This is a genomic window from Micromonospora sp. NPDC049171 (assembly GCF_040648275.1).
Taxonomy (GTDB): Bacteria; Actinomycetota; Actinomycetes; order Mycobacteriales; family Micromonosporaceae; genus Micromonospora.
The window spans coordinates 14,974-29,797 of the sequence record NZ_JBEZDJ010000004.1 but is presented as its reverse complement, the minus strand read 5'-3'; the positions used below and the strand labels follow the sequence as shown (position 1 = coordinate 29,797).

The 14,824-nt window shown below is 74.0% G+C and carries 11 protein-coding genes and 1 pseudogene; 5 read left to right on the top strand and 7 right to left on the bottom strand.

The window, feature by feature from the left end:
- Position 1: 1 nt before the first annotated feature.
- The gene (locus AB0B14_RS06420; protein ID WP_357521691.1) at positions 2-316 is read right to left on the bottom strand and encodes an MGMT family protein; all 315 of its coding nucleotides are present in this window, start codon (positions 314-316) and stop codon (positions 2-4) included.
- A gap of 61 nt (positions 317-377) precedes the next feature.
- Here AB0B14_RS06420 and proB point away from each other — a divergent pair, with 61 nt between their 5' ends.
- Both proB and AB0B14_RS06410 read left to right on the top strand, forming a co-directional pair.
- Positions 378-1,487: a glutamate 5-kinase gene (gene proB, locus AB0B14_RS06415; protein ID WP_357079316.1), complete on the top strand. Its 1,110-nt coding sequence runs from the start codon at positions 378-380 to the stop codon at positions 1,485-1,487.
- Positions 1,488-1,577: 90 nt separating this feature from the next.
- Positions 1,578-2,819, top strand: coding sequence for a glutamate-5-semialdehyde dehydrogenase (locus AB0B14_RS06410; protein ID WP_357521689.1), 1,242 nt, complete (start codon positions 1,578-1,580; stop codon positions 2,817-2,819).
- Positions 2,820-2,839: 20 nt separating this feature from the next.
- On the opposite strand, the gene AB0B14_RS06405 is transcribed toward AB0B14_RS06410, so the two are convergent.
- From AB0B14_RS06405 to AB0B14_RS06380, 6 genes and pseudogenes are all read right to left on the bottom strand, one after another.
- Complete coding sequence (locus AB0B14_RS06405; RefSeq protein WP_357521907.1) at positions 2,840-3,667, bottom strand: prenyltransferase/squalene oxidase repeat-containing protein; 828 nt, start codon at positions 3,665-3,667, stop codon at positions 2,840-2,842.
- A 214-nt stretch (positions 3,668-3,881) separates the two neighbouring features.
- A pseudogene (gene moeZ / locus AB0B14_RS06400) lies at positions 3,882-5,130 on the bottom strand (adenylyltransferase/sulfurtransferase MoeZ).
- A 55-nt stretch (positions 5,131-5,185) separates the two neighbouring features.
- Positions 5,186-5,926 carry a DUF3152 domain-containing protein gene (locus AB0B14_RS06395; protein ID WP_357079308.1) on the bottom strand — a complete coding sequence of 247 codons (741 nt, stop codon included), beginning with the start codon at positions 5,924-5,926 and terminating at the stop codon, positions 5,186-5,188.
- A gap of 176 nt (positions 5,927-6,102) precedes the next feature.
- The gene (locus AB0B14_RS06390; protein WP_357521687.1) at positions 6,103-6,954 is read right to left on the bottom strand and encodes a DUF3152 domain-containing protein; all 852 of its coding nucleotides are present in this window, start codon (positions 6,952-6,954) and stop codon (positions 6,103-6,105) included.
- A gap of 5 nt (positions 6,955-6,959) precedes the next feature.
- Positions 6,960-7,934, bottom strand: coding sequence for an alpha/beta hydrolase (locus AB0B14_RS06385; protein WP_357079302.1), 975 nt, complete (start codon positions 7,932-7,934; stop codon positions 6,960-6,962).
- Positions 7,935-7,957: 23 nt separating this feature from the next.
- On the bottom strand, positions 7,958-11,647 hold the full coding sequence (locus AB0B14_RS06380) for a hypothetical protein (RefSeq protein WP_357521685.1): 3,690 nt from the start codon (positions 11,645-11,647) through the stop codon (positions 7,958-7,960).
- Positions 11,648-11,796: 149 nt separating this feature from the next.
- On the opposite strand from AB0B14_RS06380, the gene AB0B14_RS06375 reads away from it, so the two are divergent.
- From AB0B14_RS06375 to AB0B14_RS06365, 3 genes are all read left to right on the top strand, one after another.
- Entirely contained in the window at positions 11,797-12,435 is a 639-nt protein-coding gene (locus tag AB0B14_RS06375) for a TetR/AcrR family transcriptional regulator (RefSeq protein ID WP_030489514.1), read from the top strand.
- A gap of 64 nt (positions 12,436-12,499) precedes the next feature.
- Complete coding sequence (locus tag AB0B14_RS06370) at positions 12,500-12,727, top strand: DUF3107 domain-containing protein (RefSeq protein WP_357079299.1); 228 nt, start codon at positions 12,500-12,502, stop codon at positions 12,725-12,727.
- A gap of 365 nt (positions 12,728-13,092) precedes the next feature.
- Complete coding sequence (locus AB0B14_RS06365) at positions 13,093-14,793, top strand: DEAD/DEAH box helicase (protein ID WP_357079296.1); 1,701 nt, start codon at positions 13,093-13,095, stop codon at positions 14,791-14,793.
- Positions 14,794-14,824 lie beyond the last annotated feature (31 nt).

Sequence of the window (14,824 nt, the reverse complement as noted above, 5' to 3'; positions counted from 1 at the left end):
GTCACGGCCGCTCCTGCGGCGACCAACCGGCCGCCGCGATGTCCACGCCCTCGCCGCGCAGCGGCGCCCCCTCGGCGCGCAGTCGGGCCCGCGCCTCCCGCTCGTGCCCCGGCGGCAGCCGACCGGCGGAGGTCACCACCCGGTGCCAGGGCACCGACCCGCCATGGCGGGCCATGATGTTGCCCACCAACCGCGCGGAGGTGCGACCCGAGCGCTCGGCGAGCGCGTCGGCCACCGCGCCGTAGGACATCACCCGACCCTCCGGGATCCGCTCGACCAGGTCGAGCACCGCCTCGACGTACTCGTCAGGAGTCACAATCCGCCACCATATGGGAAGGCCGCCGGGCGGTGCGGCCGTGACCACGCAGAATGGGCGGGTGCGCGACGCAGTCACGACGGCCCGGCGGGTCGTCGTCAAGATCGGATCCTCCTCGTTGACCACCGCCACCGGCGGGCTGGCGGACGAGCGCGTCGACACGCTCGTCGACACCCTCGGCCGGTTGGCAAGCGAGGGACGCGAGGTGGTGTTGGTCTCCTCCGGCGCGATCGCCGCCGGCCTCGCCCCACTCGGGCTGCCCCGACGTCCGCGCGACCTGGCCACCCAGCAGGCCGCCGCCAGCGTCGGGCAGGGCCTCCTGATCGGCCGGTACGCGGCCAGCTTCGCCCGGCACGGCCGCACCGTCGGGCAGGTGCTGCTCACCGTCGACGACGTGACCCGACGGGCGCACTACCGCAACGCGTACCGGACGCTGCGCAAGCTGCTCGACCTGGGTGCGGTGCCGATCGTCAACGAGAACGACACGGTCGCCACCCAGGAGATCCGGTTCGGCGACAACGACCGGCTGGCCGCCCTGGTGGCCGCGCTGGTGCACGCCGACCTGCTGGTGCTCCTCTCCGACGTGGACGCCCTCTGGACCGGCGACCCGGCCAACCCACACTCGACCCGGATCACCGAGGTCCGCGACGACGCGGACCTCACCGGGATCACCATCGGCGGGGCCGGCCGCTCCGGCGTCGGCACCGGCGGCATGGTGACCAAGGTCGAGGCCGCCCGGATCGCCACCGGCTTCGGCATCCCGGTGGTGCTCACCGCCGCCGACCTGGCCACCCGGGCGCTGGCCGGCGACCCGGTCGGCACCCTGTTCCATCCGCAGCGGCAACGCCCGACCGCCCGGCTGTTCTGGCTGGCGCACGCCACCTCGCCCCGGGGGCGGCTGCACCTCGACCCGGGCGCGGTGGCCGCCGTCGTCGGGCGGCGCAAGTCGCTGCTGCCGGCCGGCATCACCGCCGTCGACGGCACCTTCACGGCGGGCGACCCGGTGGACCTGGTCGACAACGCCGGTGCGTCGGTCGCCCGCGGGCTTGTCAACTACGACGCGGTGGAGTTGCCGGGGCTGCTCGGCCGGTCCACCTCCGAACTCGCCGCCGCCCTGGGCCCGGCGTACGAACGAGAGGTCGTCCACCGCGACGACCTCGTCCTGCTGTGAGGAGCGATCCATGAGTGAGCGCCAGCGAGCGAACCATCAACTCGGGGCAGCGGTGCCCGCGGGCGGCCCGGGGCGCAGCGGAGTGCCGGCATGAGCGTGAGCGAGCAGGCCCGACGGGCCCGGGACGCCGCCGCCGACCTGGCCACCGCCACCCGCACGGCGAAGGACGCCGCGCTGGCGGCGATGGCCGATGCGCTGGTGACGCGTACCCCGGAGATCCTGGCCGCGAACGAGACGGACCTGGCGGGCGGCCGGGAGGCCGGGCTGAGCGCGGCCGTGCTGGACCGGCTCGCCCTCGACGCGGCTCGGGTGGCCGGCATCGCCGACGCGCTGCGGCAGATGGCCGCGCTGCCCGACCCGGTCGGCGAGGTGGTCCGCGGCTCCACCCTGCCCAACGGGCTGGAGTTGCGCCAGATCCGGGTGCCGTTCGGGGTGGTCGGCATCATCTACGAGGCGCGGCCGAACGTGACGGTGGACGCCGCCGGGATCTGCCTGAAGTCCGGCAACGCGGCGCTGCTGCGCGGGTCGTCCTCGGCCGCGCACTCCAACGCGGCGCTGGTCGCGGTGCTGCGCGACGCGATCGCCGACGCCGGGCTCCCCGCCGACGCGGTGCAACTGCTCGACGCCAGCTCCCGCGACTCGGTCAAGGAGCTGATGCGCGCCCGCGGGCTCGTCGACGTGCTCATCCCGCGCGGCGGCGCGTCCCTGATCCGCACCGTGGTCGAGGAGTCGACAGTCCCGGTGATCGAGACCGGGGTGGGCAACTGCCACGTCTACGTGGACGCCGCCGCGGATGTGGCGAAGGCCCTCGCGGTGACGCTGAACGCCAAGACCCAGCGCCTGTCCACCTGCAACACCGCCGAGTCGCTGCTGGTGCACGCGGGCGTCGCCGACGCGTTCCTGCCGCCGATGCTCGCCGCGTTCGCCGAGGCCGGGGTGACCGTGCACGGCTCCCCCGAGGTCGCCGCGTACTCCACCGCCGTGGTCCCGGCCACCGAGGAGGACTACGCCACCGAATACCTGTCCGCCGACATCTCGGTCGCGGTGGTCGACTCGCTGGACGCGGCAGTCGCGCACATCCGCCGCTTCGGCACCGGACACACCGAGGCCATCCTCACCGACTCCGCGAGCGCGGCCCGCGAATTCGTCGCGCGGGTGGACTCGGCCGCGGTGATGGTGAACGCCTCGACCCGCTTCACCGACGGGGGCGAGTTCGGGTTCGGCGCGGAGATCGGCATCTCCACCCAGAAACTGCACGCCCGAGGCCCGATGGGCCTACCCGAGCTGACCAGCACCAAGTACGTCGTAACCGGAGAGGGCCACCTACGCTGAACCCGCCCCGCGGGGGTTGGTCAGGCTTGTGGGGTGGGGCGGGCGGCGCGGATCACGGACAGCGTGGCGTGTACGTCGAACTGGTGGCCGTCGTCGCTCTCCCAGCCGCCGTCGGTGCGTTGCGTCTCGGTCAGCCGGCGTAACGCCCGCACCAGGATCCAGTCCTGTGCGTCGATGCCGGCGCGGCGCAGAGTGGCCGCCAGCCACGCCACGTTGCCCGGGGACATCTTCGGCATCCGTTCGGCGAGCACCACCTGGATCCGCGCCGACTCCTGGAACATGTCCTGCCGGTGCAGCACCGCCGCGCTCAGCCAGCCGGCGGCCAGGAACGACGGCCAACTACCGTCCGGCCGCAGCCGCACGACGAGCGAGTGGGCCGCCGCCTGCACCACCCCGGCGTACGCCCCGCCGACCCGATGGTCGAGGGGACCCGAGGCGCGGGCGTCCAGACCGGCGACGGTGAGCCAGAAACCGGCGTTGGCCGACTGGAGGAAGCCAGCCTCCGGATCGCCGGGCCGAGCCCACTCCGGAGCCGAGTGGGCAAGCGACGCGTCCTCGTCCCAGCCACCGTCGGCCTGCTGCCGGGACGCCAACCAGTCCAGTGCGCGGCGAGCGGCCGGACGACCGAGCGCGCCCAGGTCGTCCAGCTCGGCGAGCCGGAAGCAGGTGGCATCGATCGAGGCGACTTCGCCGCCCCAGGTGGCCGGCCAGCCGCCGTCGGGTGACTGGCCGACCTCGGCGATCTCCAGCAGCTCGACGGGCACGGCCGTGCCGTTGCGGAGCCAGGAGAGGCGGGCGCGCTCCACCGCGTCTCCGTGCGCCACGACGAACCCGATCGCGGCTTCCATGTCGACCACGACGGAGACGCTACCTGCGCAGACGCGATGCCGCCTCGGAGAATCGGCCAGCCCGGAGTGACTGCGTCGCTCCGGTCAGCGGGCTACTCGGCCTCACCCGCGTCGATTCGCCGGCTGCCCGGGGAGGGGCGCGGGCCCGGCCGAGCCGGCGCGGCACGCCGGTCCGCCGAGGCGGCGCGGTGTGCGCCGCCCCGGCGGACGTCGGTCAGTACGCGGGCAGCGACGGGTCGATCTGCTTGATCCAGGAGAGCACGCCGCCCTGTACGTGCACGGCATCCTTGAAGCCGGCCGCCTTGAGGGCGGCGAGCGCCTCCGCCGAGCGGACGCCGGACTTGCAGTGCAGCACGATCTGCCTGTCCTGCGGCAGCTTCGCCAGCGCCTCGCCGGAGATGATGTCGCCCTTGGGGATCAGCGTGGAACCGGGGATGCGGACGATCTCGTACTCGGCCGGCTCCCGGACGTCGACCAGGAAGATGCCCTTGCCGGCGTCCTGCCATTCCTTGAGCTCCAGTGCGGTGATGGTCGAGTCGAGCGTCGCCTCCTGGGCCTCCTCGGAGACCGCGCCGCAGAAGTCCTCGTAGTCTTCCAGCAGGTCGGTGACCGTCGGGTTGTCGCCGCAGAGCGCGCAGTTCGGGTCCTTCCGGACCTTGATCTTGCGGTATTCCATCTCCAGGGCGTCGTAGACCATCAGCCGGCCGACCAGCGGCTCACCGATGCCGGTCAGCAGTTTGATCGCCTCGTTCACCTGGATGGAGCCGATCGAGGCGCAGAGCACGCCGAGCACGCCGCCCTCGGCGCAGGACGGGACCATGCCGGGCGGCGGCGGCTCCGGGTAGAGGCAGCGGTAGCAGGGGCCGTGCTCGGCCCAGAACACCGACGCCTGGCCGTCGAAACGGTAGATCGAGCCCCAGACGTACGGCTTGCCGAGCAGCACCGCCGCGTCGTTGACCATGTAGCGGGTGGCGAAGTTGTCGGTGCCGTCGACGATCAGGTCGTACTGGGCGAAGATCTCCTTGACGTTCTCGCGGTCGAGTGCGGTGTTGTGGATCTCCACCTGGACCAGGGGGTTGATCTCGCGGATCGACGCGGCGGCGGACTCGGCCTTGGACCGGCCGATGTCGGACACGCCGTGGATGATCTGACGCTGGAGGTTGGACTCGTCGACGGTGTCGAAGTCGATGATGCCGAGCGTGCCGACACCGGCCGCGGCAAGATACATGAGGGCGGGCGAGCCGAGGCCACCAGCGCCGACGCAGAGCACCCGGGCGTTTTTCAGCCGCTTCTGCCCGGTCACCCCGACATCCGGGATGATCAGGTGGCGTGAGTAGCGGCGGATCTCGTCAACTGTCAGCTCGGCGGCGGGCTCGACGAGCGGGGGCAACGACACGGTGGACTCCCCGGGATCGGCGGTGTGAACCGCGCCATTGTTGCTCGGGGGAGCCCCGCTCGGCCATGAGGGACGACACTGGTCCGCGATGCGGGAGCGGGAATAACCGACGACCCCGCCGATCAGGGGACGATGTCACCCGCGTAGCGACGTCCGTCGACGTACGGCCAGGCGTTGGCGACGCAGCCGTGCAGGCCGTACGTCTGCTGTTGCATCACCGGGGCGGGCTCCCCCGGGCCGGGGCAGGCCTCGTGTTCCTCGCCGAACTCGTGGCCCACCTCGTGGTTGATCACGTAGGTGCGGTAGGTGTCCAGCGGGGCACCGTAGTCGGGGACCGCCTCCATCCAGCGGGCCAGGTTGATGATGACCCGGCCGGGCAGGCGGCAGGAGGTGTAGCGCTCGGTGGTCAACCCGCCCTCGGCGCACATCCGCTCGGACGTGACCGGGGTGGCGAGGTAGATGGTGAAGTCCGCCGCCCCGGCGTCGGCCACCCGTTGCACCCGCAGTTCGTCGGAGGCGATCCAACTGCGCTTGTCGGTCAGCACCTCGTCCACCTTGGCGGCGAACGCGTCGGCGTCCTGGCCGGCGCCACGCTCGACCACCACCCGGTAGCGACGCAGCGGCCCGTCCGTACCCCGCACGGTCGTCTCACCGTCGGCCACCGTGAAGCGTCCCGCTCCGACGGAGGGGTAGCTGCTGGGCGTGGGGTGCGCGAGCCCTCCACCGCCGTGGCCCATCTCGCCCTGGGTGATGGCGACGGGAGGCTCGGCTGACGGGTCACCGCCCCGGTTCAGTGTCACGCCGATGCCGACGGCGAGCACGAGCAGGCCGAGCAGCAGGGTGCGGCGACGTCGCCGGTGCATCCGGACGAGCGTGGGACGCGCACCCTCGTACGCCGGCCGGTCGGGCGGCGGCAAGGGCGGGCCGTAAGGGGACGACGGCGTCATGATGTCGAGCCTGCCAGATTATTCGGGCATATCTCCGTTTTTGCCGCTATTCACGCAAGACGCCTGATGGTGTACGTCGGCCGGCCGCTCGCTCAGAGGGCCGGACCGGCGTAGCGGCGCCCGTCCAGGTACGGCCAGGGGTTGACCCGGCACCCGTTGAGGAAGAGCGTCTGCTGCATCATCACCGGCGCTGGCCGGCCCGCACCCGGGCAGCGCTCGTGCCGGTGCCCGAGTTGGTGACCCACCTCGTGGTTGACCACGTACGTCCGGTAGACCTCCAGCGGCACGCGGGCCGAGACGAGGTGCGGCACGGACAGCCGCCACCGATCCAGGTTGATGATCACCTGACCGGGCGCGCGGCAGGACGTGTACGGCCGACCGTCGACCCGGATGTCCACGCCGCCCCTGGCGCACATCTGACCCGCCGTGCGGGCGGTGGCCAGGTAGACGGTGAAGTCGCGCGGCGCGCCCCCCGGCACCTGTTGCAGCCGCAGGCTGCCGCTGTCCACCCAACTGCCCGGCCCGGCGAGCGCCACCTGGACCGCCTGCGCGAAGTCCGCGACGACCTCGTTGCTGCCCGACTCCACCGCGACCCGGTAACGCCGCAGCTCACCCGCGCGACCCAGCACCGGGCCGGAACGGGCGTCGTAGCCGAATGTGCCGGCACCGGCGCTCGGCACCGGCCCGGGCGCCCGCAGCACCGGGGACGGGGACGGGGACGCGGCGGAGGGCGACGGGCCGCCCGACGGCGGCAGCGGCGCGGCGACCAGCGGTGCCGGCGTGGCGACCTCGTCGGCGGCCAACCAGTCGGCAGCGGGCTTCCCACCCGGCCCCTCGGCGATCACGGTCACCGCCGCGCCGATCGCCACCACCACCGCCACCAGTTGGGCGAGCAGCGCGAACCGTCGCCGACGGCGTGCGGAGGAGCGGGCTGAGCTGGGCATCCACCTCAGCCTGCCAGATCGGGCCGTCCGGTGGTGTCCCCCGTTTCGGCGAGCAGACCGACCACCGCCCGGGCAACCAGGCGGGGGACCTCCAACTGCGCCACATGCCCGACGCCGTCGAGCATCATCAACCGGCTGTCCGGGATGACCCGGGCGGTCTGCGGCGCGACCCGCACGTCGACAAGACGATCCTGCCGGCCGCCCACCACCAGGGTCGGTGCGCGTACCGCCTCGGCGAGTCGCCACAGCGACCCCGGCCCCGGCAGGTACGCCCGCAGGAAGCTGGAGACCAGTCCACGGAACGTCCGGACGTACGCGGCGGCGTAGTGCTCCGCCTCGTACCGCACCCGGATCTCCTCCAGTGCCTCAGCCCGGCGCTGGTCGCAGATCCGGCTCAGATCCGCGACGCAGGCCTCCAGCACCTGCTGGGCCATCACCTCGGGAGCGAGTTGGGTGAGGTGCCGGGCGACCAGCCGCTCGCCGCGCGGAATGGCGAGCACCGGCAGCATCCGCCCCTGCAACGAGCGGCGGAAGTCGAGAAACGGCAGGGCCGGCGAGATCAGGGTGAGGGTACGGACCAGGTCCGGCCGGAGCCCGGCGACCTGGACCGCGACCGCGCCGCCCAGCGAGTTGCCGAACAGGTGCACCGGGCCCCGGCCGGTGTGCTCGATCCAGCGGACGACCAGATCCGCGAAGGCCGGAATGGTGTAACGGGGACCCGGCTCGCTACGACCGAAGCCGGGCAGGTCGATGGCCTGACCGTCCAGCCGGTCGGCGAGCAGCCCGGCCAGGTCGGTCCAGTTCTGGGACGACCCGCCCAAACCGTGCACATACAACGCCGGTTCCGCACCCGCGGCGGTGGCCGGGGTGTCCCGCACGTACGTGACCAGGCCGTCGAGGCGGACCTCCCGGCCCGGCCACGGCGGCGGGACCTGGTGGTCGGGGAGCAGGTGGTCCGGCCAGAGGGTGGCGCTTCTCATCGTTCCAGTCTGCCCCGTTCCACTCAGGACAGCAGGGCCTCCAGCCGACGGTTCACCGCCGCCAGCGTCGCCCGGACCACCGCCTGCCGTGGATCACCGGCGACCAGAGCCGAGCCGGCGAGCTGCTCGACCCAGCCGGCGCAGACGAGCAGCACCACCACGGTGGCCACCTCGCAGTTGCCGAAGGGCACCACCGCGGCGTGCTCGACGAAACAGCGCCCGCGTTCGGCGTTGTCGGCGTCGCGCAGCAACTCGTCCACCGCGGCGGCCGCCGCCACCGCGCAGAGCCGCAGCACGTAGCCGTCCACCGCCGGCCCGGTCGCGTACCCGGAGGCACTGTCGCCGTCGGCCAGCAGCCGGACCTCCACGTTCGCGTCCAGGCCGAAGGTGCTCACCTGCACGTGGTCGATCACCACCCGCGGCCCCGGCGTGCCGCCGGTGTCCAGCGGTCGGGACGGCGCCGACTCCGTCGTGGTCACCTGACCACCGGAGTACGACGTACCGAGCGTCGCCGGGCTGCCGGTCGCGGCACCGGCCGGTGCGGCCGAGACCGATCCCGGTTCCTCGACCGTGGCGCGACCCCGGTGTGGCGCGTTCGGTCGGCGGCGGCGTGTGGTGTCCGTGCCGGTCGACTGCTCCGAGCCGGCCGGTGTGGCCTCCACCGGGGCACCCGCCGGATGGGCGGGTGCCGTCGGCTCGGTTGCCCGGACGTCGGCGGCGCGTGGATCCGGACCGGCGTCGCGGAGGGCTGCGCCCAGGGGCTCCGCCGTACGCCGCTCGGCGGGTCGGGGCTCGGCCAGGCGTCGGCGAACCGGCGGGGGTGGCGTGGTGGGCAGGCCGGGCACGTTCTGCGGGGCGGCGGCCAACCCCATCCGCTCCTGGAGCAGCCGGGCCACCTGTCGGCTCACCTCGGCCGGGTCGGCGCCGTCGGCCAGGTCCAGTCGCAGACTGTGTGCCCCTGCCGGGGTGCGGCGGAGCGCCGCGTCGCGGACACCGGCGACCTCCCGAACGGCGTCCAGGATGGCGTTGACGTCGAACCCCTCGGGGCGCTCCCGCAGCGGGGCTGGTTCGTCGTCACGGCGCAGGTGGGTGGCGATACGGGCGAGTTCCGGGGTTTCGGCGGGTGGCTCCACGGCTGGCGGCTCCGGCACGACGGGCACGTCCGGTTCCGCGGGGACGCGCTGCGGCAGCACCGCCGCCCTCGGGTCTGGTTGTCGGCCGTCGTCGGCCGGCTCGGTCGACGACGTCGGGTCGGGGGCGGATCGGCGAGCCGCGTAGGGCGAGGTGGAAGCGCCTGCGGGCCGATCCCGACGCCCGGACCCACTCAAGGCGGAGGGCGGGACCGCCGCGGTGGGGGACGACGCGGCGTCGGCGGATGATGGCGCGGTCGAGCGGGGTGGTGCGAGGGGAGGTTCGGGTGTCGCCGGTCGGAGCCGGAACGGTGCGGCCGGCCGGATCTCGGGCCGGGGCAGCCCGGACGGCTCGCCCGCGGCGCCGCCGCCAGTGCCGCTGGACTGGCTGGCCGGCCAGGAGGGGCGCTCGGCGGGCGCGGGCGGGATCCGGCCCTCGGACCAGTCCGGCCGCTCGGCCCGTGGGCCGCTCGCCGTCGGCGAACCGCCGGCCCAGGAGGGGCGCTCCGCTACCAGGGGCGGGGGGCCCGCCGGGGCCGGGGGCGCGTCAGACAGCGTGGGAGTCGACCCGGCCGGTGCCGGGGGTGGCGGGTCGGTCGGGGCGGCGCCGGAGACCCAGGAGGGCCGCGTCGGCGGTGCGCTCGTCGGTGTCGGGTCGGGCCCGCCGGCCCAGGTCGGCAGCACCGGAGGGACGATCGTCGGCGTCGGATCGGACCCGACAGCCCAGGACGACCGCGCCGGCGGCGCGCCGGCGGGCTCGGCGTCGGACCCACCGGCCCAGGACGACCGCGCTGGCGGCGCTGCGCTGGACTCGGGGTCGGACCCACTACCCCAGGACGAGCGCGCTGGCGGCGCACTGGTGGGCTCGGGGTCGGACCCGCCAGCCCACGATGGTCGTACCGACGGAGTGTTGGTCGCCGCCTCGGACCCGCCGGCCCAGGACGGTCGTGCCGGCGGGACGCTCGTCGGCGTCGGATCGGACCCGCCGGCCCAGGACGGCCGCGCTGGCGGCGCGCTGGCGGGCTCGGGGTCGGACCCGCCAGCCCACGACGGCCGTACCGACGGAATGTTGGTCGCCGCCTCGGACCCGGCGGCCCACGACGGTCGTGCCGGCGCGTTGGCCGGGTCGGATTCCCCGGCCCAGGACGGCCGCACCGGAGGGACGCTCGTGGGCCCGGGGTCGGACCCGCCGGCCCAGGACGGGCGGTCGGCTCGGGGTGCCCCGGTTGCCTCGGACCCGGCCCAGGAGGGGCGGTCAGCCGGCGGGCCGCTGGTCGGCGTGGGGCCGCTGGCCCAGGAGGGGCGCTCGGCGACCGGCGGTGTCATGCCTGCCGAGGACACCGGCGGCCCGCTGGTAGGGGACGGGTCGGCGGGCGGAACGGCGGCCGGCGCGACCCAGGACGGGCGATCGGACGGCGGCGAGCTGATCGGATTGGTGGGGCGCACCGGCGTGGCATCGGACCCGGACCCACCCCGGACCGGGTCGTACCCGCGGGGCCGATCGGCACGCACCGGCTCGTACGGGCGAGGCGACTCGGCGCGCACCGGCTCGTACGGCCGGTGGGGCTCGGCGACCCAATCCGGCGTGGACTCGTCCCGGGCAGCGGGGGCAGCCGGCTCGTCGTCCTGGCGGGACCAGGGCGGAGCCCACCCGCCACCTGAGCTCGGGCGGTTCCAGTTCGGCCCCGACCAGTCCGGCTCGATGGTCGACGATTCCCCGGCGCGCTGCGTTTCCGCTGGCCGGGAGCTGTCCCCGGCGCGGCCTGGATCGGTCGCGTCGGCGTGCCCGGCCGGCCCGGACGTGCGGCCCGGTGCTGGCGCCTGCTCCGGTGGGAGCGGGTCCCGCCAGTCGCGTGGCGCGACCGGGTCGTCGGCGGCCAGCCGCTCGGTGGTGGGTGCGCGGAAGCCGGGCGGCACCTCGAAACCCGACGCGGCGGTGCCGACGGGCGGCACCTGGACGGCCGGCGGCGCCGAGGTGGGCAGGCCGGGCTCGGCCCAGCGGGCACGGTGGGTGGCCGGATCCACGGTGGAGCGGGTGGCGGGGCCCGTGTCGAGCTCGCCGGCCCCCTGCTCCAGCGCGGGCGCGGGGCGTTGGGCGGGCACCACCAGCCGATCCTCGGGCACCCCGGGCCGACCCTCCGCGGGCAGCCCGGGCGGGGCGCTCACCGGCGTGGGGTGCCCTGCGGATGGTTCGAGGCCGGGATGGCGGACGCCGTTGGCGTCGTCCGGGTGGCGCACGCCGTTGGCGTCGTCCGGGTGGCGCACGCCGTTGGCGTCGTCCGGGTGATGCACGCCGTTGGCGTGGTGGCCGTTGGCGCGGGCCGGCGGAGCGAGGTCACCCGGCTGCCCGACCAGGGGCGACGGCAGGTCGCCGTGTCGACTGGAGGAGGTGCGCCAACCGGACGTGGGGTCGGGTTGCCAGCGCGGCGCCTCGTCTCGGGCATCCTCGCGATCGGCGGCTCGGGGCCACCCACCCGCCGGGGGCGCCCACCCGCTGACGGGACGGCCCGGGTCGTCGTGCTGACCCGCTCCGTCACCGTGCTCTCCCGGGGTGGCGGCTCCGGGTTGCCCTGTTTCACTCACCGCGCGCTCCTTGGTCGCCCCCGCTGAGGCTACCGTGTGCCGAGAGTGGCGATAAGTTACAGCGGCGGAGCATTTCCACGACGGGGGTCACGGGCCTCGCCCGGTCTGGGGGGAAAATGCCGGCTCGTACGGAGAACTCGGAGGATCCCATGACCGCTGCGGGGAACGGTGCACAGACCGCCGGCCGGCCCACCCGCCTGCCCCGCTCCGCGCGCCGTAAGCAGCTTCTCGCTGCGGCGCAGGAGGTGTTCGTCGCGCAGGGCTACCACGCCGCCGCGATGGACGACATCGCCGAGCGGGCCGGGGTTTCCAAGCCGGTGCTCTACCAACACTTTCCCGGAAAGATGGATCTCTACCTGGCGTTGCTCGACACGCACTGTGACGCCATCGTCGCTCAGGTGCAGGATGCGATGCGCGGCACCAGCGACAACAAGGAGCGGGTCAGCGCGTCGGTGCGCGCGTACTTCGACTTCGTCGACCACGAGAGCGAGGCCTTCCGCCTCGTCTTCGAGTCGGACCTGCGCAACGACCCGGCGGTGCGGCAGCGGGTGGAGCGGGTCGAGCAGGGTTGCATCGCGGCGATCACCGACACCATCATCTCGGACACCGGCGTGAGCCGGGCCCACGCCGAGCTGCTCGCCTCCGGGCTCGTCGGCGCGGCGGAGACGGCCGCGCAGTTCTGGCTGGCCGGTGGCCGTCAGGTGCCGAAGGCCGAGGCCGAGGCGTTGGTGGCCGCGTTGTCCTGGCGGGGCATCGCGAGCTTCCCGCTGCAAGGTGAGTCAGCCTGACCGCCGACCCCGTGATCGGATAGCCTTCGCAGGGCGGTTCTTTCGCCCCAGTTGAGGAGGCACAGTGGAGGTCAAGATCGGCGTGCAGTACGCGCCGCGTGAGCTGGTACTGGACAGCGCGCAGTCGCCGGCCGAGATCGAGCAGATCGTGACCGACGCCTTCGCCGGTAACGGCGGCACGCTCTCCCTGACCGACGAGAAGGGCCGACGGGTCATCGTGCCGATCGAGAAGATCGCCTACGTCGAGATCGCCGAGGCGTCGTCCCGCTCGGTCGGCTTCACCGTCCGCTGACCGGTCCGGCCATCGCGGCAGGTCGGCGTTGGCCACCTGCCGCGGGCCGGCCCCGGCCTGGTGCGCCGCTCAGCGGGCCGCCGGTGACCCGCACGGGGTACGCCCCACCCCTCTTCCCTGTGACACAAGTCACGATCGTGGCCCCCGCGTGGCGTCTGGCCGGCGGGGAATCGGGACGAAGCCATGCCTGTTCAGGTAGCATGGAGCAGTTGCCGTGGGCGCCGATCTGATCGAAGCTCAGCCCGCGGCGCGCGTGCGGCCCGGTCCGGCTCGGCAATCTGCCGCCGACCGTGTGGCCCGCGTCATACCGATCGCGCCCTGAGGACATGACGGGCGCACCCACGAGAGGGCACCCCCACATCCACATGAGCGAGCTGACTCAAGATTTGCTGGACGGCCAGGAACTGGCCCCCACCGCCCCGGTTCGACCGGAGGCCCCCACGTTCGCCGCACTCGGCGCCCGCGCCGAGACCGTCGAGGCCCTGGCCTCGGCCGGCATCACCCGCGCGTTCGCCATCCAGGAGTACGCGATCCCGATCGCGCTGCGCGGCGTCGACCTGATCGGTCAGGCGCCCACCGGCACCGGCAAGACCCTCGGCTTCGGCGTGCCACTACTGGACCGGGTCTTCGCGCCGGGCGAGGGCAGCGACGGCGTCCCCCAGGCGCTGGTCGTGGTCCCCACCCGTGAGCTGGGCATCCAGGTCGCCAAGGACCTGGCCGCCGCTGGCCGGACGCGCGGCGTCCGGGTGCTGCCGATCTACGGCGGCGTGGCGTACGAGCCGCAGATCGACGCGCTGCGCAAGGGCGTCGAGATCCTGGTCGGCACCCCGGGCCGTCTGATGGACCTGCAGAAGCAGAAGCACCTCCGTCTGGACCGGGTGCACGCACTCGTCCTCGACGAGGCCGACCGGATGCTCGACCTGGGCTTCCTCGACGACGTCGAGAAGATCCTGGCGATGCTCCCGGAAGACCGCCAGACGATGCTCTTCTCGGCCACCATGCCGGACCCGATCGTCACCCTGTCCCGGCGCTTCCTGCGCCAGCCGATGACGATCCACGCCGGGCACACCGCCGAGACCGGCCCGTCGCCGCAGACCCAGCAGCTGGTCTACCGCACCCACTCGATGAACAAGGTCGAGGTGGTGGCGCGCATCCTCCAGGCGGAGGGGCGTGGGCTGACCATGATCTTCACCCGGACCAAGCGGGCCGCCGACCGGGTCGCCGAGGACCTCGACTTCCGCGGGTTCGCGGTCGCCGCGGTGCACGGTGACCTCGGCCAGGGTGCCCGCGAGCGGGCGCTGCGGGCCTTCCGGGCCGGCAAGATCGACATTCTGGTCGCCACCGACGTGGCGGCCCGCGGGCTGGACGTCACAGGCGTCACCCACGTGATCAATTACGACTGCCCGGAAGACCAGGACACCTACACCCACCGGATCGGTCGCACCGGCCGGGCCGGCGCCACGGGCGTCGCGGTGACCTTCGTCGACTGGGACGACATGCCGCGCTGGCGGATCATCGACAAGACCCTCGGTCTGGAGATGCCGGAGCCGCCGGAGACGTACCACACGTCCCCGCACCTCTACACCGACCTGCACATCTCCACCGAGGTCAGCGGCACGCTGCCCACCGGCGAGCGCACCCGGGCCGGGCTGTCCGCCGAGATCGAAGAGGATCTGGGTGGCACGACCCGCTCCCGCCGGGGCGACAGCGGTGGTCGGGGTCCCCGACGCGGTGAGAGCCGTGGCGAAGGGCGGGGCGAGGGCCGCGGTGAGCGCCGCGGTCGGGGTGACGGTCGCCGGGACCGTTCCGACTCCGGCACGCCGGCCGTCGCCGAGGCGCCCATTGCCGACGCTGCCGAGGAAGGCACCCGTACCCCCCGCCGCCGGCGTCGCCGCCGGGCCGGCGAGGCGGTCGGGAGCGAGCCGACCGCGGTGATCTCCGCGGACGCCGGCCCCGCCGAGCCGGTCACCGCGTCCGACGGCGAGCCGTCGAAGCCGCGCCGCCGTCGCCGCCGTCGTGGTGGCGGTTCCGATTCGGGTACGCCGGCCGAGGCGACCGCCGACTGACCACCAGCCACACCTGACATCCCCCGCACCG

Excerpts from the sequence above, each read along its gene's own strand:
- AB0B14_RS06405 (WP_357521907.1), bottom strand. The coding sequence starts at position 3,667 with ATGGAAGCCGCGATCGGGTTCGTCGTGGCGCACGGAGACGCGGTGGAG.
- AB0B14_RS06375 (WP_030489514.1), top strand. The coding sequence starts at position 11,797 with ATGACCGCTGCGGGGAACGGTGCACAGACCGCCGGCCGGCCCACCCGC.
- AB0B14_RS06395 (WP_357079308.1), bottom strand. The coding sequence starts at position 5,926 with ATGCACCGGCGACGTCGCCGCACCCTGCTGCTCGGCCTGCTCGTGCTC.
- AB0B14_RS06390 (WP_357521687.1), bottom strand. The coding sequence starts at position 6,954 with ATGCCCAGCTCAGCCCGCTCCTCCGCACGCCGTCGGCGACGGTTCGCG.
- AB0B14_RS06385 (WP_357079302.1), bottom strand. The coding sequence starts at position 7,934 with ATGAGAAGCGCCACCCTCTGGCCGGACCACCTGCTCCCCGACCACCAG.
- AB0B14_RS06410 (WP_357521689.1), top strand. The coding sequence starts at position 1,578 with ATGAGCGTGAGCGAGCAGGCCCGACGGGCCCGGGACGCCGCCGCCGAC.
- AB0B14_RS06365 (WP_357079296.1), top strand. The coding sequence starts at position 13,093 with ATGAGCGAGCTGACTCAAGATTTGCTGGACGGCCAGGAACTGGCCCCC.